This is a genomic window from Lysobacter sp. Soil_N_23, from assembly GCF_057656135.1.
This window is the reverse complement of the sequence record NZ_JBDGKY010000002.1, coordinates 209,267-232,501: the sequence shown is the minus strand read 5'-3', so window position 1 is coordinate 232,501 and position 23,235 is coordinate 209,267. Positions and strand designations below refer to the sequence as shown.

Sequence of the window (23,235 nt, the reverse complement as noted above, 5' to 3'; positions counted from 1 at the left end):
ATCTGCGTCAGGCACCCAGCAATGCGTTGATACGGGCGATCAGCTCGTCTTCGCGCGGCGGCTTGACGATGTAGTCGCGGGCCCCCTGGCGCATGCCCCAGGCCTTGTCGGTGTCCATGCCCTTGGTGCTGACGATGAGCACCGGGATGGCGCTGGTGGCGGCGTCGCGCGACAGCGCGCGGGTGGCCTGGAAGCCGTTCATGCCCGGAAGCACGACGTCCATCATCACCAGGTCGGGCTTCTCGCGCTTGCAGGTTTCAATGCCGTCTTCGGCATTGCCCGAGGCCAGCACCTGGTGGCCATTGCGCTCAAGAAGCTGGGTAAGGACCGCCGTGTCGGTCGGCGAGTCCTCGATCAGAAGAATACGTGCCATTTGTTGCCTTACCCCCCGGTCAGGCGTTTACGTGCGTGCGGATCGCGTCGAGCAGTTCTTCGCGGGTGAATGGTTTGGTGAGGTACTGCTCGGAGCCGACGATGCGCCCGCGCGCCTTGTCGAACAGCCCGTCCTTCGATGACAGCATGATGACCGGCGTGCCCTTGAACAGATGGTTGTTCTTGATCAGGGCGCAGGTCTGATAGCCGTCCAGGCGCGGCATCATGATGTCCACGAAGATGATTTGCGGCTGCTGGTCGGCGATCTTCGCCAACGCCTCGAAGCCGTCGGTGGCGGTGACCACCTCACAGCCTTCTCGTTTCAGCAGCGTTTCGGCGGTTCGGCGGATGGTCTTGGAATCGTCGATCACCATGACCTTCAGACCGCCGAGGCTGCCGTTGCGGACCTCGTCTAGCATTTTCGATTTCCCCCGTGCGAATGCCGCGCGTCTGCGGGCACTTCGCCAGCTGTCTTTATTCCAAGCCGCGCCGAAGCTGTCAAGCAAACTTTTCGGCGGGCATGCTGAACGCGCCACGGGCCCGGCCAGGCCGGGAACCGCTTCCAGATCGATCAGCAGGGGGTCGGGGGACCGGCCGGCAGGGCGACTTTCGGGCACGCCCGATGCGTATACCCCAATTCCCCGCCGCTGCCGACGACCGGACTGCCGAGCCGCGACGCCCGTACCAGTCCGGATGGGCGGTCGGGCACCCGGGCCAACTCCGTGGCACGCGCCGGCGGCCAGGCTGGCCGGAGGCCCCGGACGTGCGTGCTGTGCCTGCTACCATCTGCCGCATTCTTCCTCGCAGTGCTGCCATGCCGCTCGACATCGTCGTCGTGATGGACCCCATCGGGTCGATCAAGATCGCCAAGGACTCGACCTTCGCCATGCTGCTGGAAGCGCAGCGCCGCGGCCATCGCCTGCACTACGTGCAACCCGGCGGACTGTCCGTGCGCGACGGTACGGCGCTGGCGAAGGTGGCGCCGTTGCGGGTGCGCGACGACACCGCCGGCTGGTTCGAACTGGGCGACTGGAGCACCCTCGCCTTCGGCCCGGGCCAGGTCGTGCTGATGCGCAAGGACCCGCCGGTCGACAACGAATACATCCACGACACCCAAGTGCTCGGCCTGGCCCAGCAGGCCGGTGCGATGGTGGTCAACGACCCGCAGGGCCTGCGCGACTACAACGAGAAACTGGCCGCGCTGCTGTTCCCGCAGTGCTGTCCGCCGACGCTGGTGAGCCGCGACAACGCCGCGCTCAAGGCCTTCGTCGGCGAGCACGGCGAGGCCGTGCTCAAGCCGCTCGACGGCATGGGCGGGCGCTCGATCTTCCGCGCGCGCGCCGGCGAGGCCAACCTCAACGTGATCCTGGAAACGCTGACCCAGGGCGGCCACAGCCTGGCCATGGCGCAGCGTTACCTGCCGCAGATCAGCGAAGGCGACAAGCGCATCCTGCTGGTCGACGGCGTGCCGGTGGACTACTGCCTGGCGCGCATTCCGCAGGGCGACGAATTCCGCGGCAACCTCGCCGCCGGCGGCCGTGGCGAAGGCCGTCCGCTGAGCGACCGCGACCGCTGGATCGCGGCCGAAGTCGGGCCGGAGATGAAGCGGCGCGGCATGCTGTTCGTCGGCCTGGACGTGATCGGCGACTACCTCACCGAGGTCAACGTCACCAGCCCGACCTGCATCCGCGAGCTCGACGCGCAGTACGGCCTCAACATCGCCGGACTGATGTTCGACGCGATCGAAGCCCGCCTGGCCGCATGAGCGCTGTCGTCGCTCCGCACACGGCTCCACAGCAGGGTTACGTCGATGCCGACAACGGCCGCGTCAGCGCCACTTTCGTCCTGTCGCTGCTGGTCCACGGCATCCTCCTGCTCGGCCTTGGCTGGACGCTGGAGAACGCCGCGCCGGTGATGCCGACGCTGGACGTGATCCTGACCCAGACCACCTCGGCGCTGACGCCGAAGCAGGCCGACTTCCTTGCCCAGGCCAGCAACCAGGGCGGCGGCGAGCACGACAAGAGCACGCGCCCGCGCGAGGCGCAGTCCGGCCCGCTGCCGCAGGCCAGCACCGGCCTGGCACCGCGTGAGCTGCGCGCGCAGTCGCCGGCGCCGCAGCCGGCGCCGCAGGCGCGCGTGGTCACCAGCAGCCGCGGCGAAACCACCACTGCAACCGCGCGGACGACACCCACGCCGAGCGAGCGGACTCTGCCGCACGGCCAGGAAAAGATCGAACACGACATCGCGATGGCGCGGCTGGCCGCCGAGATCCACATGCGTTCGGAGCGTTACGCCAAGCGTCCGACGCGCAAGTTCGTCTCGGCCAGCACGCAGGAATACACCTGGGCCGGCTACCTGCGCGAATGGGTCGACCGCGTCGAACGCGTCGGCAACCTCAATTACCCCGATGAAGCCCGTCGCCGTCACCTGGCCGGCCAGGTCGTGATCAGCGTGGCAATCCGGCGCGACGGCTCGATCGAGCGCGCCGACATCGTCAAGTCCAGCGGCGTACCGCTGCTCGATGGTTCGGCACTGCGCATCGCCAGGCTGGCCGAGCCCTACCCGCCGCTGCCCAGGACCGAGGAAAACCCGGACATCCTGCACGTGACGCGGACGTGGAACTTCCTCCCCGGCGGCACGCTGGTCGACGAATAGGAGCGAGCTTGCTCGCGATGCGGGTTGACGTTGCGGCTTTCGCGAGCAAGCTCGCTCCTACCCGCTGCTCAGCGCGAATCGCGTAGAGCCTGCTGCTCGCGGATCGTCAACGCCACGTTGTTGCGCAGGTAGGCCGGTTCGACACGCTCCGGCGCAACCGCTTCGCCACGCGCGAACGCATGCGCGGCCAGTCGCGCCACATCGGCCGCGTGCGGCAACTGCGTGGCATCGAAGGCGACAATGCGATCGCCCAGTCGCTGCACCAGGGCGCCATCGGCCGCGGCGAAACCGGTGCCCACACCCAGCCAGCCAGCGGGCGCATCAGGCAGTTCGACCTGATCAGGCGCGCGCACGGATTCTGCCGACAGCGCATGCGCGTCGCCGTCACGAAGCTCGAACGCGGCCGAATACACCTCGCCCATGCGCGCATCGATCGCTGCAAGCACATGGCGACTCGTTGCCGACGGCGGGACCGGCAGCGGTTCGGCGCGCATCGCCAGCACGGCGAGTGTCGACACCGGCACCACCGGCCGATCGAGCGCCATGGCGATGCCCTGCACCACCGCGATCGCCAGGCGCACGCCGGTGAAGGCTCCCGGCCCGCGGCCGACTGCGATGGCATCGAGCTGCGAGCGGGCGATGCCGGCCTGCGCCAGCAGTTCGTCGGCCCACGGCAGGGCCAGCTCGGCATGGCGACGCGGCGCAAGCTCGAAACGCTCGTGCACCTGGCCGTCGACCAGCAGGGCGACTGAGAGGGCTTCGGTGGCGGTTTCGAAGGCGAGCAGGTTCATGAGGTTGACCGGGCCGAAACCCCGAGGCGACGAGACATTCTACTGTGCCCCGCCGTACATCCGGCCCGACCTGCTCTTGGTCTTCGTAGGAGCGAGCTTGCTCGCGATCACGCGCAACCGCGGCGGCAAGGCCCGATCGCGAGCAAGCTCGCTCCTACGAAAACCAGCCGGCGCCGGACGGCCCTATTGCCCGTCTTCCACCGCGAGCGACTCCGGGCTTTCCACGAAGAATGCCTCGACATCCTCCACATGCCGCGTCTTAGGCAGCGGCGGCAGCGAGTTGAGGAAGACGCTGCCGTAGGTCTTGGTGGTCAGGCGCGGGTCGCACAGCACCAGCACGCCTCGATCGTGTTCGTTGCGGATCAGCCGGCCGGCGCCCTGCTTGAGCGCGATCACCGCCTGCGGCAACTGCTCGTCGCGGAACGGGTTGCCGCCGTTGCGCCGGATTGCGTCCAGCCGCGCCTCGAACACCGGATCGTCGGGCGCGGCGAACGGCAGCTTGTCGATCACGACGACGCTGAGCGCATCACCGGCGACGTCGACGCCTTCGCGAAAACTGGCCGCACCGAGCAACACGCCATTACCGGACGCGCGGAAGCGTTCGAGCAGCACCGGTCGCGGGGCCTCGCCCTGCACGAACAGCGGCCACGGCCCGCCCTTGAGCAGTTCGGCTGCCTCGCGCAAGGCGCGATGCGAGGCAAACAGCACGAAGGCGCGCCCACGCGAGGCCTCCAGCACCGGCCGGATCTTCTCGACCATGCTTTCGTTGTAGTTGCGCACGGTCGGGTCAGGCAGTCCGCGCGGCAGGTAGCACAGCGCCTGCCTCTCCCAGTCGAACGGACTGGGCACCAGCAGCGTCTGCGGCGGGTCTTCGCCCTTGAGGTAGAGGCCGAGCTTGATCGCGTAATGCTCGAAGCGGCCACCGACGGCGAGCGTGGCCGAGGTGAACACCCAGGCCGCATGCGATTGCGCGCGGTGTTGTGCCAATGGACCGGCGACGTCGAGCGGGGTGCGGCTGAGACGGAATCCGCGCGCGGTCAGCTCGTACCAGAGCACGCTGCCATCGTCGCGTTTCTTCTTCGCGGCCTTTGCCTTCGCCGTCGCGTCGTCGTCCTCCGCCTCGCCAGCGTCGGCGTCGACCTGGGCAAAGTCGTCGGCTAACTCGTCGTCTTCGCCGGTTTCCGCATCGGCAGAGTCGTCGCGCCAGCGTTTTAGCCGCCCTTCGAACTCGACCGCGCGCGCCGCGCAGGCATCGAAGCCCGGCGATGCCGGCGCCAGCGGCTGCAGCACGCCGTGCAGTTTCCGCAACGCATCGGCAAGGGCGTCGAAGGCCTCCTCGACCGCCGGCTCTTCGGCGGCACGCCTGCGTGTGCCACGTACCGGCAGTTCGTCCATTGCCGCGCGCAGCGCACGCACGCACTGCTCCAGCGCACGCGCAGGTTCCTGCACCGCGGCCAGCGCCGAAGGCACCTGCTTGCACTCGGTCAGCGCATCCCGGGCCAGCTCGACCAGCGGCCGCGCGCTCAACGCTTCACCGAAGAACTGCGCGGCCAGCTCCGGCAACTGGTGGGCCTCGTCGACCACGAACGTCTGCGCGCCGGGCAGGATCTCGCCGAAGCCTTCCTGCTTGAGCGCCAGGTCGGCCAGCAGCAGGTGGTGGTTGACCACGACCAGGTCGGCCGCCTGCGCGCGCTGGCGCGCCTGCACGACGAAGCAGTCGGCGAAGAACGGGCATTCGCTGCCCAGGCAGTTTTCCGCGGTGCTGGTGACCATCGGCAGCAGCGGCGAGTCTTCCGGCAGCGCGTCGAGCTCGGCGAGGTCGCCCATGCGAGTGCGCCCGGACCAGGCCACGATGCGCTGGAACTGCGCGGCCAGCTCGCGCGTGGCGAAGCGTGGCTCACCTTGCGCCTGGCGCATCCGGTAATGACACAGGTAATTGGCGCGACCCTTGAGCAGCGCGGTCTTCAGGCCGATGCCAAGGGCATCGCGCACACGCGGCAGGTCGCGGTGGTAGAGCTGGTCCTGCAGCGCGCGCGTGCCGGTCGACACGATGGTCTTCTTGCCCGACAACAGCGCCGGCACCAGATAGGCAAAGGTCTTGCCGGTGCCCGTGCCCGCTTCGGCCAGCAGCGTGCCGCGACTGTCGACCGCGTCGGCAATCGCCGCCGCCAGGTCCTGCTGGGCGAGGCGGGTGTTGAAGGCCGGGATGTTGCGCGAGAGTTCGCCGCCGTCGGCCAGGGCCGCACGGCTCGCCTCGCTGAGGCGGTTGCTCATGCGCGGGCGGCCATTTCAGCGTGTTCCGTGTGTTCCGCGTGCAGCTTACGAAGCAGGTTCATTTGCCATCCAATGTAGGAGCCAGCTTGCTGGCGACCGGGTCTGGGCTCAAGCCCTTCCCACGAATCGATCAGCCTTGCAGGTCCTGCATTGTCGCTCGCATTTCAGTAGCGCGACGGTGCCGCGACGGTGCAGGCATCGCGCTCGCGGCGGGCATCGGCGGCGCTGGGGTTGCCCGGGACTTCCACCGGCAACGCCCGGGCCTTGGCTTGGCGGACCTGCGCGATCGTTTCCCAATGGCGACGGCACAGCGGCCCGACCCTGGAACCGCCGTCGAGGCCCTTGCGGGCAAATCGTTCCGCGTCATCGAGCTGATCGTTCAGCAGCGCCGCTTCCGCGCGCTCCTGCAGCAGCGCCGGATCGTCCGGCGTGATCTGCAGCGCCTGGTCCAGCGCCGCCGCCGCTTGCGGGTTCTGGCCCGCCCGCTCCAGGCGCTCGGCCTCCTTGCGCAGATCCTCGACCTGCGGATCGCGCAGCGGCTGCACGTCCAGCTCGCTGCTGGCGGCACCGCCGGCGGCGCGAACGGCGCGCACCGCGGCGGGCGCATCGAACATCGGCTCGGGCAACGGTGGCGGCGTGGTGCTGCAGGCCGCCACCAGCAAGCCCGTCAGCGCCAGCGCGACGGGCGACTTCAACATCCTCACGGCCAGCTCCTCACGGGAGATTCTCCTGCTGCTGCGGCGGCGGCGCCTCCGCAGCCTGCTCGGCCGGTTGCTCCTCATCCTTGCGGCCGAAACCGAACCATTCGCGCCAACCGCCCTGCCCGTCTTCGGCCACCGGTTCCGGCGCAGGACACGGCGCATAGGCGGGAGCGAAGCCGGCGACATAGGCGAAGCGACGTGAACCCACGCAATCGGGATCGGTGGTGTTGCTGGCGATGGTCCACTGCCAGTCGAGGCCCTTGTCGCCGACCTTCAGCGGTGCGCTGGGCAGGCGCGAGAAGATCGCCGACCACACCCGCATCGCACCGGTGGCGCCGTACAGGCCGGTGGTCTGGTTCTGGTCGTTGCCGACCCAGATCACCGCCAGATGGTCGCCGGTCCAGCCGGCGAACCAGCTGTCGCGGCCGTCGTTGCTGGTGCCGGTCTTGCCCGCGGGCGACAGGCGGCCGAGGCCGTCGCGGACCAGCTGGGTGCCGGTGCCGTTCGATACCGCCTGCTGCAGGGCGATGGTGATCAGGCGCGCGGCGATCGCGTCACCTTCCTGCGCAGGCGCCGGGTCCTTGTCATAACGGTTGAGCGCGCGCCCGTTGGCGTCGAGCACGCCGCGCACCGCATGCAGCGGCTGGATCTCGCCGCCGGACGCGAGGAACTGGTACAGCTGCGCCATCGCGTACGGGCTCTGGTCGACCGCGCCGAGGATCAGCGCCGGATTGGGCTCGGTGTCGATGCCGGCCAGGGTCTTGATCAGGCTGGCGATGCGCTCGGGCGCGACCTGCATGCCCACGCGCACCGTGGCCTGGTTGTAGGACATCGCCAGCGCATCGATCAGGCGCACGGTGCCGTGGCTGCGGCCGTCGGAGTTGCCCGGGTTCCAGTTCTTCTTCTTGCCCAGCGCGACAGTGACCGGCGAGTCGTCGACCCAGCTGGCCAGCGAGTACTTGCCCGGCTGCGCCAACGCCAGCAGGTACACGAACGGCTTGAGCAGCGAACCGACCGGGCGCTGCGCTTCGACCGCGCGGTTGAAACCGTGCTCGGCAACGCTGCGGCTGCCGACGACGGCGACGACTTCGCCGTTGTGGACGTCGGTCACCACCAGGCCGGTCTGCAGCGGCGGTCGGCGCTTGTTGTCCAGGCTCTTGAGGGTACGGGCGACCGCGCCTTCGGCCATCGCCTGCGCCGATGGCGACATGCCGCTCATCACGCTCAGTCCGGCGCCGGCCAATGCATCGGCCGGGTAGTCGCGGGCGAGCTGGCGGCGGACCAGATCGACATAGGCCGGGAAACGATTGGCGGCGATGCTGCCCGGATCCCTGGTCACGCCCAGCGGCGCCTTCAGCGCACGCTGGTACTCGGCGTCGTTGATCAGCTGCGTCTCGTGCATTTCGCCGAGGACGAAGTTGCGCCGCTCCAGCGCGCGCTCGGGATTGCGCCGCGGGTCGTAGTACGAGGGGCCACGGACAATGCCGATCAGCAGCGCGATCTGCTCGGTGCTCAGGTCGGCCAGGTCGCGGCCGAACCAGAATTCGGCGCCGGCTGCGACGCCGTGGATGGCCTGCGCGCCGCGCTGGCCGAGGTAGACCTGGTTGAAATACGCCTCCAGGATCGTGCCCTTGTCGTAACGGGCCTCGATCAGGATCGCGTAGAGGATCTCCTTGCCCTTGCGGGTCAGGGTCTGCTCGCGGCCGATGCCGAGCAGGCCGCTGCGGGCGAGCTGCTGGGTCAGGGTACTGGCACCTTGTTTTGCGCGGCCGGCGGCGACGTTCTTGAAGGCGGCGCGGATCATGCCGGTCACGTCGATGCCGTGGTGGCTGTTGAAGTCGCGGTCCTCGACGGCCTGCAGGCCGGTGACGAGCAGCTCGGGTACTTCCTTCAGGCGCACCAGGCGCCGCTCTTCCTGCTTCTGGCCGTACAGCGTGGCGATGCGCGCCGGGTCGAGCCGCACCGTCTTGAGTTCGCGCTTCTTCCCGGCATCGCGCACCGAGGCCACGCGGCTGCCGGACAGCACGACGTCGATGCGTCGCGCCGGCACCGCGCCGTCGACATCGTTGAAACCGCGGCTGGAGATCAGCCAGCGTCCGCCGGTGCGCGAGTAGCTGCCCGGGCGCACGCCATCGCCGGCGTGGTAGGCGGCGGCGTCGAGTTCGGTCTTGAGCGTGGCCGCGTCCAGGGTCAGGCCCGGGGCCAGTTCCAGCGGCCGCGCATAGACCCGGGTCGGAATCTGCCAGCGCAGCTGGCCGAAGCGTTCGCTGACTTCGTGGTTCAGGTACAGCGTGTAGGGAATGAGGAAGCCAAGGCCCAGGCCCACCGCGGCCAGCAGCCAGGTGACCAGGCGTCGCCGCCATTGCGGGGACTGGCTGTCGTCTGCGGTTTCGTCTTCGTCGTAATCGATTCGGGCCACGGCATGGGACAATGTTGGGGCTGCGCCCTCGTGGCCGCGAGTCTATCGCAGCCGGCCCGCCGCCCCGCGCGGACGGGGCGGCGGCAAAGTCTGCGTTAAGGAATCTTCAGAATGACGAGCGTTCGATGGGCCTGAGCTGGACCGAGGTGCGGTTCTACTTCGATCGGGGGACCGGCCTGCTCCGGCGTGGCCTGACCAGCTTGCGCACGCGCGGCATCGAGGCCACCTGGCAGCGTGTCGCCCGTCAGTTCCACCGCGTCCCGGCCGCGCACCGGCCCGAGCTCTTCCTGCCGGACCGGGCCCCGTTTGCGCCGTTCGCGGTGCCACGGTCGGAACAGCCCAGGGCCAGCATCGTCATCCCCGTCTACAACCAGTTCGCGCACACGCTGTCGTGCCTGCGCGCGATCGCCGCGTATCCGCCGGAATGCGCGATCGAGATCATCGTCGTCGACGATGGCTCGTCGGACGAGACCGAGGCCGCGTTGCCGCAGGTCGACGGCCTGACCTACCACCGTCGCCGCCAGAACGGCGGCTTCATCGCCGCCTGCAACGACGGCGCCGCACTGGCGCGTGGCGAGTACGTGGTGTTCCTCAACAACGACACACTGCCGCAGCCGGGCTGGCTGGATGCGCTGCTGGCGACGTTCGACCAGCACCCGGGCACCGGGCTCGCAGGCGCGCAGCTCGTCTATCCGGACGGGCGGCTGCAGGAAGCCGGCGGGCTGGTGTTCGCCGACGGCAACGCCCACAACCTTGGCAAGTTCGAAAGTCCCAACGACCCGCGCTATTCGCACGTCCGCGCCGCCGACTACTGTTCCGGCGCGGCAGTAGCTGTTCCGCGCCAGTTGTTCGAGCGCATCGGCGCGTTCGACTCGCGCTATGCCCCGGCCTACTTCGAGGACACCGATCTCGCCTTCGCGGTGCGTGACGCCGGTTATCGGGTGCTGTACCAGCCGGCCTCCCAGGTCGTGCACCTGGAAGGCGTGACGGCCGGCACCGATGTCAACCAGGGCGTCAAGGCGCACCAGGTGCGCAACCGCCATACCTTTGCCGACAAGTGGCGCACCGCCCTGTCACGGCAATGGTCCGATGGCACCCCGCCCGACCTGGCCTCGGCCGCCAAGGGCCAGCGACGCATCCTCATCATCGACAGCGCCACGCCGCGGCCTGACCACGACTCGGCTTCGCTGCGCATGGTCAACCTGATGCGCCTGCTGCTGGACGAAGGCGCGCACGTCACCTTCGTTCCCACCGACCTCAACCATGCCGGCGCACACACGCAGCGACTGCAGCAGCTTGGCGTGCAGGCCTGGTACGCGCCGTTCTTCGGCACGCCGGCCTGCTGGATCCGCGAGCACGGCCATCGCTTCGACACGGTCCTGGTCTGCCGCCATTACGTCCTGCGCGAATGGCTGCCGCTGCTGCGCAAGCATGCGCCGCAGGCGCGGCTGGTGTTCGACACCGTCGATCTGCACTACCTGCGCGAGCGCCGCGGCGCAGAGCTGGCGCACGACCAGGCGCTGATGCGCGCATCCGAGCGCACCCGCGCATTGGAACTGGACATGATCGCGCGCAGCGACGCGACGCTGGTGGTCAGCGATGTCGAGCGCCGCCTGCTCGCAGTCGATGCACCGGCGGCAAAGGTGGAGATCCTCTCCAACCTGCACCACGTCCACGGCCGTGGCCAGCCGCATGGGCAACGCAACGACCTGGTGTTCGTCGGCGGATTCCGCCATCCGCCGAACGTCGATGCCGTGCGCTGGTTCGTCACCGAGGTCTTCCCGCAGGTTCGCGCACAGGCACCGGACATCGTTTTCCATTGCATCGGCAGCGACACCACTGCCGAGATCGATGCGCTGGCATCGCAACCGGGCGTGCGTATCCACGGCCACGTGCCCGACCTGTCGCCCTACATGGATGGCGCACGCATCGCCGTCGCGCCCTTGCGCTTCGGCGCCGGCGTCAAGGGCAAGGTCAACCTCAGCATGGCCCACGGCCAGCCGGTGGTGGCCACCGCTTGTGCGGTCGAAGGCATGCACCTGCGCAACGGCGAGGACGTGCTGGTGGCCGACGATGCCGCCGGTTTCGCCGAAGCGGTCCTGCGGCTGTATCGCGACGAGGCGTTGTGGCAGCGCCTGGCCGACAACGGCCTGGCCAACGTCGAGCGGCATTTCTCGCTCGATGCCGGGCGCGAGGTGGTACGACGGGTGCTGCTGCGGTCTGCCGGCTGATGCCTCTCATGTAGGAGCGAGCTTGCTCGCGATCAGGCGGTGACACTGCTGACAAGCTTGATCGCGAGCAAGCTCGCTCCTACGCAAAAGCGGTCAGTTCGCCGCGGAGGCGCGGCGCAGCCGGTCGGCGAATTCGCCCAGGCCGCTGGCCTGCGGATCCAGTTCGCGCGCGGCCACCAGCGCCGCCTGCGCGGCGCCCAGTTCGCCCGCGCCCAGGCGCTCGTCGCCGACGGCGATCCAGCGCTGGGCCAGGCGCCGGCGCGCGTCGCGCACTGCCGCGCCATCGCCCTCGAGCACGGCGCGCGCATCCAGGCATTCACGCGCGCGGCTGAGGCGGTTGCCACGCAGTTCTGCTTCGAAGCAACGCTGCGCCGCCGGCAGCAGGCGCTTCATCGCCGAGCGCACCGCCGGATCCTGCGGCGCCATCGACTGCGCCGCGCGCAATTTGTCGAACGCACTGTCGCCAGGTGGCGTCAGCAGGTCGCCGCGCGATTCGGCCTGGGCGGCATCGGCCAGCAACTGGTCGAGGCGACGCTGGCGTTCGGCGGTCGGTACCTTCTGGTCGTAGCGCTGCTGCGACTGCCGCGCCTGCACCAGGCGCTGTTCGGCAGCGGCGACGCCCGGCGCATTGGCGTCGATGCGGCGCGCCTGCGCCAGTTCGTTCTCGGCATCGCCGAAGCGGAAGTCGCCGGCATAACGCTGGCTGCGGCCGGCGTGTGCGTTGGCGACCGCGGCGATGCCGCGCTGCGCACGCTCATCGTCGGGCATCGCCGCCAGGACTGCGCGGTATCCCTCGAGCGCCTCGCCCAGGCGGCCGCGGCGGAGTTCGGCATCGGCACTGGCTCGGCGTTGCTCGGCGGCGCGGTTGAGTCCGGCCAATGCATCGGGAAGGTCGACGTGTCCCGGGTCGGCGGCCTGCACGCGCCGCGTCCGCGTCGAGGCTTCGGCCAGTTCGCCCCGCGCCAGTGAGGTCCGCGCCTGTTGCAGCAGGTCGGCGAGGGTATCCTCGCGGCCTTCCAGCGCCTCGGTCCGGTTCGGCTCCAGTGCCAGCACACGCTGGTACAGCGGCAGCGCGGCATTGTCGCCGCCGTCGAGCAGCCCGGCCTTGCGCGCGGCGGCGGCCTGGGCGAGCAGTCTGTCGACGCCCGAATCGCCGGCCTCGCGTTCGCGCACGCGCTGCTCCAGCGCATCGACGCGTGCCCGCGGAACCGCCAGCTCGCGGGCGAGCGCGATCATGCGATGGGCCTGCTGGTAATTGCGCTGCTGCAGCGCGCGCTCGGCCTGGACCAGCGCCTGCTGGCCGACCCTGGCCATGCCCTGGCGCGCTTCGCTGCGATCCGGATCGAGCGCGAGCGCGGCCGCATACAGCTCGCGCGCGCCACGACCGTCGGCCGAGGTCAGTTGCCCCTGCTGCAGGGCGCGGGCGGCATCGGCCTGCAACTGTTGTGCGCGCGTATCCGGCCACAGCCAGTTCGACAGCGGTTGCCGCAGCAGCAGCAACAGCAGCGCCAGCGAGACCACGGCCATGACGCCGATGCCCCAGCCGCGCCAGCGGATGCGCCTTGCGGTGTTGTCGGCCCAGCGACCACCGCGGTCGTTCTCGCGCTCGTCCTCGCCCCATTGCCAGTCGTTCCAGCGCGGCGACTGCGGCTCGACCCGGTCGCGACGCGCCGACCGGCCGTCATCGCCGTCGGCGCCGCCGGCGCTGAATTTCCCCGGTTCATGTGGCGTTGCTGATGTCACGCGCCAAGCATAGCGTCATGTCGGTGAGAGGATGTGGACGGCGATGCCCGGCGTTCAGCGTCGCTGCGCATGCTCCACCCCGGGCAGCGACGCCAGTTTGCCCAGCAACGTCGACAGCTGGCCGTAATCGCCCACGCGCAGGCGCAGGCGCAGACGTACGCGGGCGCCATTGCGTTCGACGTCGCTGCTGATGCTCAGCACGTGCGCGTTGCCCTGGGCGATCAGGTTGGTCACTTCCTTGAGCAGCCATTTGCGGTCGAGCGCGAGCACCTCGATGTCGACCTCGTAGCCGCTGCCCGCGCGCCCCCACTCCACCGGCAGCACGCGCTGCGGCTGCGACGCGGCCAGGCGCTGGAAGGCGGCGCAGTCGGGGCGGTGCACGGTGACGCCGCGGCCGCGGGTGAGGTAGCCGACAATCGGCTCGCCCGGCAACGGCTGGCAGCAACGCGCCAGTTGCACCAGCAGGTTGCCGACACCCTCGACGGTGAAGTCGGTGGTCCTGCGCGGGACCCGTCGTGGCGGTGTCGGCGTGGCAATGGTGCCGGAGGTAGCTGCATCGGCCGCCGCCGCAGTCGCCGCGCGCTCGTGCTCGAGCAGCGCGCGACCGACCTGGTGCGGGCCGATGTCGCCCAGCGCGACCTGCACGTAGACCTCGCCATCGCTGCCGAGGTTGAACTTCTCCCGGGCCGGGGCAAGGTCGGCGCCGAGCAGGCCGAGCCGGCGCAGCTCCTTGTCGAGCAGGTCCTTGCCGGCGCTCTCGTTGCGGGCACGATCGAGCTTGTGGAACCACGCCCGCACCTTGTCGCGCGAGCGGCTGCTTGCGAGGAAACCGTTGGCCGCGATCAGCCAGTCGCGACGGGGTTCGCCGGTCTTGGCGGTCATGATCTCGACGCGGTCGCCGGTACGCAGCTTGTGGTCGAGCGGGACGATGCGGCCGTCGACCTTGGCGCCGCGGCAGCGGTGACCGACCTCGGTGTGGACGTGATAGGCGAAATCCAGCGGCGTCGCCCCAGTGGGCAGGTCGATGACCTCGCCCTTGGGCGTCAGCACGTAGATCCGGTCCTCGACCAGTTCGGTATCGAACTCGCCCGACAGCGATCCGTCCTCGCGCCCGCCTTCGCCCGAGCCTTCCAGCAGGCGTCGCATCCAGGCGATCTTGCGGTCGAAGGCGGCGTCGGCGCTGTGGCTGCCGACTTCCTTGTACTTCCAGTGCGCCGCCACGCCCAGCTCGGCCTGGCGGTGCATGTCGTGCGTGCGGATCTGCACTTCCAGGGTCTTGCCTTCCGGCCCGACCACGGCGGTGTGCAGGGAGCGGTAGTCGTTGCGCTTGGGCCGGGCGATGTAGTCGTCGAACTCGCTCGGGATCGGCGCCCAGGTCGCATGGACCACGCCGAGCGCGGCGTAGCAATCGGCCAGGCTGTCGACCAGCACCCGCACCGCGCGCAGGTCGTAGAGCTCGCCGATCGGCACGTTCTTGCGCTGCATCTTCTTCCAGATGCTGTAGATGTGCTTGGGCCGGCCGGCTATCTCGGCGGCGACGCCCTGTGTCGCCATCGCCTCCCGCAAGGTGCCCTTGACCTGTTCGATGTAGCGTTCGCGATCGACGCGCTTCTCGTCGAGCAGGCGCGCGATCTGCTGGTAGGTCTGCGGTTCCAGGTAGCGGAACGCGAGATCCTCCAGCTCCCACTTGAGTTGCCAGATGCCCAGCCGGTTGGCCAATGGCGCGTGGATGTCGCGGGTGAGCAGCGCCAGTTCGCGACGCTGCTCGTCCGGCAACGGTTCGGCGTGGCGCATCCGCGCCAGCTGGCGCGCCAGCAGGATCGGCACCACGCGCAGGTCGCGCACGATGGCCAGCAGCAGCCGGCGCAGGCCTTCGTTGCCGGCCTGGCCATGGCGCTCGGCATGCAGCGCCCACACCTGCGCGGCCGCGCGCTGACCTTCGATCAGCGGGGCGACCGCCGGGAAGTCGCGCTCGACCGGGCCCAGTGCGGCCCGCCAGCCCGGATACGTGTGCAGGATCGCCGCCGCCGCAGTGTCGCCATCGGCACCGAGCAGCACCAGCGCCTCGAGCATGCTCGCCACGACCTGGGGCGGATCGTCGGCATCGTCCAACGCCGCGGGCGCGGCCGCCGCCTTCTCCATCGCCTTGCGCAAGGGCGCAGCGATGCCGGCGGCGACCGGATGCGCCAGCACGGCGGCAAGCTGTGGAGTCTCGGTGACCATGGCGGGGGAGTGGCGTGGAACGATCCTGGACGACGCGGTCTACACTAGCGGGCAACCGTCTGGAGGAACAGCGCATGCGCCCGACCCACCCCTGCACCACGCTCCGTAACAGCACGCTCGGTAACAGCGCGCTCCGCAAGACCGCACTGCGCCTGCTCGGGATTGCTGTCCTGCTGCCCCTTGCCGGAGCGTCGCTCGCCCAGCAGAAGATCGAGCAGCAGATGAGCCAGGACCAGTTCAAGGCCGCCGGCCTGGACCGCCTGAGTCCCGAGCAGTTGGCCAGCCTCAACGACTGGCTCGATGGCAAGCTCAAGGTCGAAACCGCCAAGGCCGCCGAGACCGCCAGGCAGGACAATGGCGAGGGCGACCGTCGCGGCCTGTTCGCTTCCGTATCTCGTGAACCGGTCGACGGCAAGATCACCAGCAACTTCACCGGCTTCGGCAAGGGTCGCAGCTTCACCCTCGACAACGGCCAGGTCTGGCAGCAGGTCGACGATGCCTCGCTCTCCGGCATCAAGGACGCCAATCCCAAGGTCAAGATCACTCCCAGCGTGATCGGCTCGGGCTGGTATCTGTCGGTCGAAGGCTTCAATACCCGCGCCAAGGTGCAGCGAGTCAAGTAAGCCACCATGGTGCGTTGCTCGCCAGAGGCGCGCCGCCGCCGGCGCGGTTACGGCGAGTCAGCGCGTTGCGGTTCGCCGCGGCAATTCATCGGCGCAGTTGCACCAGGCGCTGCGCCAGCTTCTTCGGCGACACGCCGCCGCGGGCACCCAGTTCCTGCGCGAACAGCGACACCCGCAGTTCCTCCAGGTCCCAGCGCAGGGCCTGCCACTCGGGCTGGTCGCCGACGCCTTCCGCCCCGGCCTTGGCCAGCGCGTCGGCAAACGGCTTGATCTCGAGCATCCGCGCCTGGTCGCGGACCGGATCGCGCAGCGCGCGTTCGCCGCGCAGGGCCAACGCCTTCAGGTAGCGCGGATATTCGCGCAATGCCTGCGCCGGGACGTTGCGCAGGAAGCCCGGCGGCGTCAACGACGCCAGGTGCGCGCGCATGTCGTCGAGGTTGCCGCTGGCCCAGCCCATCAGCGGCGACTCAAGTTTGGCACGCGCCTCGGCGACGGCGCCCAGGATGGTCTCGGCCTGGCGCAAGCGCTCCATGGCGTCGGCGAACAGCTGCCGCGCGATGGCATCGCGATGGGCGGCGAATGTGCCTGCGTCGCGGATGTCAGCCCCGGCATCATCGGCGGCCAGCGAGGCGAACGCGCCGTCGACCAGGTCCAGGCGCAGGCGGTCGCCTTCCTTCAGGCCATCGTTGCGCGGTGCGGCCGACTCGATGGCCGCGTACAACAGCCCGATCTTGGGTGTGACCGGCAACTGCTTGCGCGCCTGCTTGAGTTTGTCCGCCAGCGCGATCGCCAGCAGCCTGCGCACGCCGCGCGGATGCTCACGGCGTGCGACCTCTGCTTGCGCATGCACGCGCAGCGACACGCTCTCGCCATCGTCGTGCAACGCCGGGTACGCTGGGACGCCGCCGGCACCGGCCACCGAGGCCGGAATCGGCGCATCCGGGAACGTCGTCAGTCCCTGTTGCGCCAGGCCGTCGGCGGCACGGGCCGCGAAGGCCGCCGCCGCGCGTTCGCCGAAGCGGCGACGCAGGTCCTCGAGGTCGCGCGATTCGGCCAGCACGTTGCGACTCTCGCCCTTGCCGCCACCTTCGAGCAGTTGCAGGTTCATGCGCAGATGCGGCTCCAGCGCCGCCTCATCGAAGTCCAGTGCCGCGACCGCGACGCCACCGAGCTTCGAAAGGAAACGGGCCAGTTCACCGGTGATGCTGTCGGCGCTGGCCTGCGGATGGGCCTCGAAGAAGGCCCGGGCGAAATCCGGTGCCGGCACGAAGTTGCGGCGCAAGGTCTTGGGCAGTGTCTTGATCAGCGCCGCCGCCTTGTCGGCGACGAAGCCCGGCGCCAGCCATGACAGCCGCACCGGATCGAGCGCGTTGAGCAGATGCAGCGGCACCGCGAGCGTCATGCCGTCATCGCTGGCACCGGGTTCGAAGCGGTACTTGACCGCCAGTCGCGCGTTGCCCAGTGCCAGGTAGGGCGGGAAGCGCTGCGCGTCGCTTTCGTCGACCACCATCAGGTCCGTCAGCGACCACTCCAGCGCCGTCTTCTCCGCCGGCGGCAGCTTGCCGTACCAGGCATCGAGCGCCTGCGCGTTGTGCACCTGCGGCGGCAGCCGGTCGAGGTACCACTGCGCCATCCATTCTTCTTCGACGACCAGGCCGCTGCGACGCTGCTTGGCTTCCTCGTCGCGCGCCTTGGCCAGGGTGGCCAGGTTGCGCGCCAGGAACGCACTGCGGGTGTTGATCTCGCCGGTGACCAGCGCGTCGCGGGCGAAGATGACCCGGCTCTCTTCCGGGAACAACGCGCCGTAGTGCACCGGGCGCTTGGGCGCCAGCACCAGGCCGAACAGACTGATCTGCTCGCTGCCGACCACGCGTCCCTGCGAGCGCGCCCAGCGCGGGTCGTGCTGGCGCCGCGCCAGCAGGTGCGGAAGCTCGGCGATCGCCCAGTCCGGTTCGATCGCAGCGTTGGTCAGCGACCACACGCGCTCGGTGTCGAGCAACGTCGCCGACAATACCCACGGCGGCGGCTTCTTCGCCAACGGCGAGCCCGGGAACAACTGGAACTTGCGACCGCGCGGGCCGTCGTACTGGCCGCGCTCGCTGCGCAAGCCGATCTGCGTCGGCAGGCCGGCAAGCAGGGCCCGGTGCAGGGTCGTGTACACGGCCTGGTCGAACTCGCCGGCGCGCGGCTCGCTATTCCAGTCCAGCTCATCGCCCATCAGCCTGAGCTGGCGGTGCAGCTCGCGCCACTCGCGCATGCGCAGGAAGCCGACGAAGTGCTTCTCGCACCAGCCACGCAGTTTCGACTGGGTGAGTTCTTCGTGCGCGGCCTGGTAGGCCTCCCATAGCTTGAGGATGCCGACGAACTCGGATTTGGGATCGGCGAACTGGGCGTGGGCATTGTCGGCGGCGGCGCGCTGATCGGCCGGACGCTCGCGCGGGTCCTGGATGCCCAGGAACGATGCGATCACCAGCATCTCGCGCAGCACGCCGTGCTGGTTGGCGGCGACCAGCATGCGCGCCAGCTTCACGTCGACCGGCAGGCGCGACATCAGCTTGCCGGTGGCGGTGAGCTTGCGCGACTCGTCGACCGCGCCCAGCTCGCCCAGTTGCTGCCAGCCGTCGGCGACCGCGCGCGGATCCGGCGGCTCCAGGAAAGGGAAGTCCTCGATGTTGCCCAACCCCAGCGACAGCATCCGCAGGATCACGCCGGCCAGCGCGGCGCGGCGGATTTCCGGATCGGTGTAGCGCGCCCGCGACAGGAAGTCGGCTTCGGAGTACAGGCGATAGCAGGTGCCTTCGCTGATGCGTCCGCAGCGGCCCTTGCGCTGGTCGGCACTGGCCTGGCTGACCGGCTCGATGTGCAGCCGGTCGAGCTTGCCGCGCGGGCTGTAGCGCTTGACGCGGGCCAGGCCCGGATCGACGACGTAACGGATGCGCGGCACCGTCAGCGAGGTTTCGGCGACGTTGGTGGCCAGCACGATGCGGCGCTTGGGGCCTGGATTGAAGACGCGATCCTGGTCGCGCACCGACAGCCGCGCATACAACGGCAGCACTTCGGTTTCGCGGTACTTGCGACGCTCCAGCGCCTGGTGGGCGTCGCGGATCTCGCGCTCGCCGGACAGGAAGATCAGCACGTCGCCGCGTGGGTCCTCGCGGGTGATTTCATCGCAAGCGGCGACGATGCCGTCGTTGACGCTGCGATCGCGGTTCTGTTCGCCGGGCTGTTCACCGTTTTCCTCGCCCTCGCCGAGCGGGCGATAGCGCACCGACACCGGATAGCCGCGGCCTTCGACATTGACCACCGGTGCGTTGCCGAAGTGCTGGGCGAAACGCTCGGTGTCGATCGTCGCCGAGGTGACGATGACCTTCAGGTCAGGGCGACGCTGCAGCAACTGCTTGAGGTAGCCGAGCAGGAAGTCGATGTTGAGGCTGCGTTCGTGCGCCTCGTCGATGAGGATGGTGTCGTAGCGCGACAGCCAGCGATCGGACTGGATCTCGGCCAGCAGGATGCCGTCGGTCATGAACTTGACCGCGGTCTGCTCGCCCACGTTCTCGGTGAACCGCACCTGGTAACCGACCGCGCCGCCGAGCTGGGTCTGCAGCTCCTCGGCCACGCGACGGGCGACCGCGCGCGCGGCGATGCGGCGCGGCTGGGTGCAGCCGATCATGCCGGCGGCGCCACGCCCGGCCGCCAGGCACAGCTTGGGCAACTGCGTGGTCTTGCCCGAGCCGGTCTCGCCGGCGATGACGATGACCTGGTGCTTGCGGATCAGCTCGACGATGCGCTCGGCTTCGGCCGCAATCGGCAAAGCAGGGTCGACCGGCGCCTGCGGCAGCGCCGCGGCCCGCGCCTGGCGTTGCGCGACCGATGCGCTCAGGGCCTGGACGAAGGCCTCGCGTGCACGTTCGTCCGCCGGCTTCCCGCTCCAGCGCGACCACAACCCTTGCAGCCGCCCACGGTCGCGACTCAGCGCACCATCGATGGCGCGCCGGGCCTGGCGTAACGCGTTACTGACATCGGGCTGTCTAGACTGCGCCGGGTCCATTGATTTCATCGATCAAACTGCAAGCCAAAAACCATTTCAAATTGCGATCGGCGAGGTCTATTGTCGCCCGCAATCCTCATCGAAGGGAGAAAAACAGTGGCTAAACAGAAAACCGCCAAGTCCAAGACGCCGACAACGCCCGCGGCCAGCTCCACGGCCATTGACATCGGGATCAGCGGTGGCGATCGCAAGAAGATTGCCGAGGGCCTGTCGCGCTTCCTTTCGGACAGCTTCACGCTGTACCTGAAGACCCACAATTTCCACTGGAACATCACCGGGCCGATGTTCAACAGCCTGCACCTGATGTTCGAGGGCCAGTACACCGAGCAGTGGAATGCGCTGGACGAGACCGCCGAGCGCATCCGCGCCCTGGGCTTCAACGCCCCGGGTTCGTACGCCGAGTTCATCCGTCTGAGCTCGATTCCCGAGGAACCCGGCCTGACCGAGTCGCTGGACTGGCGCGAGATGGTCCGCCAGCTCACCGTCGGCAACGAGGCCGTGGCCCGCACCGCGCGCAAGGTGCTCAAGCTGGCCGATGACGCCGGCGACGACCCGACGGTCGACCTGATGACCCAGCGCCTGCAGACCCACGAGAAGTACGCCTGGATGCTGCGCTCGCTGCTGGAGTGACGGGCAACCCTCACCCCCTACACGACTGCAAGGGTCGGGCTCGGGCTGTGCCGATACAGGGCGGTGTCCGTGCCCTCGCTCGGTCGGGAGCTCGGTCCCGCACGCCCGCTGGAGGATCAGGTGGTTTCAAACCCGCTTGGGTGCGCAACCCCGCGTTCCTGACACGTGTTGGTGAGATTCGGTGGAGCAACGTCCATGGGTTCCCGCCTTCGCGGGAATGACGGGCATCAGAGCAACGACACTGGGTCCCCGCCTTCGCGGGGATGACGGTCTTCCAGCAACGGTGAGAGCCCCTCTCCCACGTGCGGGAGAGGGGTTGGGGTGAGGGCCACCGAAGACCGGGCAACGAAGCACCAGAGCGTCGTCCGCCGGGCCGGGGATTGCCCCGCAGTGGGCCATGGATGGCCCACGCCCCGCATTCGGACAGGATGTGACTAAGGGGCGGAGCAATCCCCGGCCCGGCGGACGACGCCGTTCCGCAGACGCAAGCCCAACACGCAACAGCACCAGCAGGCCCCTCACTGCGTTCGGGACGACAGGCAACGCCAACCTCCACGCAAGGGGAAGAGAACCTCTTTTCGCGGCATCTCGGCCGCCTGCCCTCACCCCAGCCCTCTCCCGCACGCGGGAGAGGGAGTTGCTGCCTTCCGATGCGCTGCTGACCTCTTTCCCGACGGCCTGACGCCCCGCGCCCGCTAAACTAGGCGCATGTCCGACCCCGCACTCGATCTGCTCCGCCGCATTTTCGGCCACCCTGCTTTCCGCGGCGAACAGGCGCAGATCGTCGAACACGTCAGCAGCGGCGGCGACGCCCTGGTGTTGATGCCCACCGGCGGCGGCAAGTCCCTGTGCTACCAGCTCCCGGCCCTGCTGCGCGACGGCTGCGGCCTGGTCGTCTCGCCGCTGATCGCGCTGATGCAGGACCAGGTCGAGGCGCTGCGCCAGCTCGGCGTGCGCGCGGCCTACCTGAACTCCACGCTGGATGCGGCCACCGCCGCCGACGTCGAACGCCAGTTGCTCGCCGGCGAGCTCGACCTGCTCTACGTGGCCCCCGAGCGCCTGCTCACCGGCCGTTTCCTGTCGCTGCTCGAGCGCGCCCGGATCGGCCTGTTCGCCATCGACGAGGCGCACTGCGTATCGCAATGGGGCCACGACTTCCGCCCGGAGTACCGCCAGCTCACCGTCCTGCACGAGCGCTGGCCCGAGATACCGCGCATCGCCCTGACCGCCACCGCCGACGCGCCGACCCGGCGCGAGATCGCCGAGCGCCTGGCGCTGGAGGACGCGCGCCAGTTCGTCAGCTCCTTCGACCGCCCCAACCTTCGTTACCGCGTCGTCCACAAGGACGGCGCCGGCGTGCGCCAGCTGCTGGACTTCCTGTCCGGCCATCGCGACGAAAGCGGCATCGTCTACGCATTCTCGCGCAAGCGCGTGGAGAGCGTGGCCGAGCAACTGCAGGCCGCCGGCATCAAGGCCCTGCCCTACCACGCCGGCATGGACGCGCAGCTGCGCGCCGGCAACCAGCGCCGCTTCCTGCAGGAAGACGGCGTGGTGATGGTGGCGACGATCGCCTTCGGCATGGGCATCGACAAGCCCGACGTGCGCTTCGTCGCCCACGTCGACCTGCCCAAGTCGATCGAGGGCTACTACCAGGAAACCGGCCGTGCCGGCCGCGATGGCGAACCGGCCGAACTGTGGCTGAGCTACGGCCTGGGCGACATGGTCAACCTGCGCACGATGATCCAGCAGGGCGAGGCCGGCGAGGACCGCAAGCGCCTGGAGCTGGGCAAGCTCGACGCCCTGCTGGGCTACTGCGAATCCACCCAGTGCCGTCGCCAGGCGCTGCTGGGCTGGTTCGGCGAACCGCACCCGGGCGCCTGCGGCAACTGCGACAACTGCCTGGAACCGCCCAGCAGCTGGGACGGTACCCAGGCCGCGCGCAAGGCATTGTCATGCGTGTACCGCACCGGCCAGCGTTTCGGCGCCGGCCACGTCATCGACGTGCTGCGCGGCGCCGACACCGAGAAGGTGCGGCAATGGGGCCACGAGCGCGTGAGCACCTTCGCGATCGGCAACGACCTCGACGAGCGCCAATGGCGCGGTGTATTCCGCCAGCTGGTCGCCAACGGCCTGCTCGAAGCCGACGTCGAACACCACGGCGCCCTGCGCCTGACCGCGGCCAGCGGCCCGGTGCTGCGCGGCGAACGCGAACTTCGCTTCCGTCACGAAGCGCCCAAGCCGGCACGCGGACGCAAGGCGCGCGGCGCGACCACGGTGCAGATGATCGAGCTGGACGTCGATTCGCAGCTGCGCTTCGACGCGCTGCGCCACTGGCGCGCCACCACCGCGCGCGAGCAGAACGTCCCGGCCTATGTGATCTTCCACGACAGCACGCTGCGCGCGATCGCCGAAGCCGCACCCGACGACCTGGACGAACTTGCACGCATCCCCGGCATCGGCGCGAGCAAGCTCGACCGTTACGGCGAGGCCGTGCTGCAACACCTGTTCGACAGCGCACCCTGACG

The 23,235-nt window shown here is 69.3% G+C and carries 15 protein-coding genes; 6 read left to right on the top strand and 9 right to left on the bottom strand.

Going from position 1 to position 23,235, the window contains the following annotated elements:
* Positions 1–7: 7 nt before the first annotated feature.
* Both AC3A3X_RS02860 and pilG read right to left on the bottom strand, forming a co-directional pair.
* On the bottom strand, positions 8–373 hold the full coding sequence (locus AC3A3X_RS02860) for a response regulator transcription factor (protein ID WP_487581543.1): 366 nt from the start codon (positions 371–373) through the stop codon (positions 8–10).
* Between the two features lie 19 nt (positions 374–392).
* Entirely contained in the window at positions 393–791 is a 399-nt protein-coding gene (pilG, locus tag AC3A3X_RS02855; protein ID WP_115843698.1) for a twitching motility response regulator PilG, read from the bottom strand.
* A gap of 395 nt (positions 792–1,186) precedes the next feature.
* On the opposite strand from pilG, the gene gshB reads away from it, so the two are divergent.
* Positions 1,187–2,137 (top strand): glutathione synthase, encoded by a 951-nt coding sequence (gene gshB, locus AC3A3X_RS02850; RefSeq protein WP_487581542.1) that lies wholly within the window; start codon positions 1,187–1,189, stop codon positions 2,135–2,137.
* Positions 2,134–3,027 (top strand): energy transducer TonB, encoded by an 894-nt coding sequence (locus AC3A3X_RS02845; RefSeq protein ID WP_487581541.1) that lies wholly within the window; start codon positions 2,134–2,136, stop codon positions 3,025–3,027. Before gshB ends, AC3A3X_RS02845 begins: the two co-directional genes overlap by 4 nt.
* A gap of 68 nt (positions 3,028–3,095) precedes the next feature.
* Here the strand turns inward: AC3A3X_RS02845 and tsaB are convergent, their stop codons facing one another.
* From tsaB to mrcB, 4 genes are all read right to left on the bottom strand, one after another.
* A complete protein-coding gene (gene tsaB / locus AC3A3X_RS02840; RefSeq protein ID WP_487581540.1) occupies positions 3,096–3,818 on the bottom strand; it encodes a tRNA (adenosine(37)-N6)-threonylcarbamoyltransferase complex dimerization subunit type 1 TsaB in 723 nt (240 codons plus the stop codon).
* Between the two features lie 183 nt (positions 3,819–4,001).
* The gene (yoaA, locus tag AC3A3X_RS02835; protein ID WP_487581539.1) at positions 4,002–6,092 is read right to left on the bottom strand and encodes a DNA repair helicase YoaA; all 2,091 of its coding nucleotides are present in this window, start codon (positions 6,090–6,092) and stop codon (positions 4,002–4,004) included.
* 164 nt (positions 6,093–6,256) lie between these two features.
* A complete protein-coding gene (locus tag AC3A3X_RS02830; protein WP_487581538.1) occupies positions 6,257–6,790 on the bottom strand; it encodes a hypothetical protein in 534 nt (177 codons plus the stop codon).
* Between the two features lie 16 nt (positions 6,791–6,806).
* Positions 6,807–9,212, bottom strand: a complete 2,406-nt coding sequence (gene mrcB, locus AC3A3X_RS02825) for a penicillin-binding protein 1B (protein WP_487581537.1) — start codon at positions 9,210–9,212, stop codon at positions 6,807–6,809.
* Positions 9,213–9,337: 125 nt separating this feature from the next.
* On the opposite strand from mrcB, the gene AC3A3X_RS02820 reads away from it, so the two are divergent.
* Positions 9,338–11,443: a glycosyltransferase gene (locus tag AC3A3X_RS02820; RefSeq protein ID WP_487581536.1), complete on the top strand. Its 2,106-nt coding sequence runs from the start codon at positions 9,338–9,340 to the stop codon at positions 11,441–11,443.
* 93 nt (positions 11,444–11,536) lie between these two features.
* Here AC3A3X_RS02820 and AC3A3X_RS02815 read toward each other — a convergent pair whose 3' ends face one another.
* Entirely contained in the window at positions 11,537–13,186 is a 1,650-nt protein-coding gene (locus AC3A3X_RS02815) for a tetratricopeptide repeat protein (protein ID WP_487581535.1), read from the bottom strand.
* A gap of 54 nt (positions 13,187–13,240) precedes the next feature.
* Positions 13,241–15,409 carry a RelA/SpoT family protein gene (locus tag AC3A3X_RS02810; RefSeq protein WP_487581534.1) on the bottom strand — a complete coding sequence of 723 codons (2,169 nt, stop codon included), beginning with the start codon at positions 15,407–15,409 and terminating at the stop codon, positions 13,241–13,243.
* Between the two features lie 74 nt (positions 15,410–15,483).
* Here AC3A3X_RS02810 and AC3A3X_RS02805 point away from each other — a divergent pair, with 74 nt between their 5' ends.
* Positions 15,484–16,032: a hypothetical protein gene (locus tag AC3A3X_RS02805; RefSeq protein ID WP_487581533.1), complete on the top strand. Its 549-nt coding sequence runs from the start codon at positions 15,484–15,486 to the stop codon at positions 16,030–16,032.
* Positions 16,033–16,117: 85 nt separating this feature from the next.
* Here the strand turns inward: AC3A3X_RS02805 and hrpA are convergent, their stop codons facing one another.
* Positions 16,118–20,080: an ATP-dependent RNA helicase HrpA gene (gene hrpA / locus AC3A3X_RS02800; RefSeq protein ID WP_487581624.1), complete on the bottom strand. Its 3,963-nt coding sequence runs from the start codon at positions 20,078–20,080 to the stop codon at positions 16,118–16,120.
* A 96-nt stretch (positions 20,081–20,176) separates the two neighbouring features.
* On the opposite strand from hrpA, the gene AC3A3X_RS02795 reads away from it, so the two are divergent.
* The gene (locus AC3A3X_RS02795) at positions 20,177–20,710 is read left to right on the top strand and encodes a Dps family protein (RefSeq protein ID WP_487581532.1); all 534 of its coding nucleotides are present in this window, start codon (positions 20,177–20,179) and stop codon (positions 20,708–20,710) included.
* A gap of 708 nt (positions 20,711–21,418) precedes the next feature.
* A complete protein-coding gene (gene recQ, locus AC3A3X_RS02790) occupies positions 21,419–23,233 on the top strand; it encodes a DNA helicase RecQ (RefSeq protein WP_487581531.1) in 1,815 nt (604 codons plus the stop codon).
* Positions 23,234–23,235 lie beyond the last annotated feature (2 nt).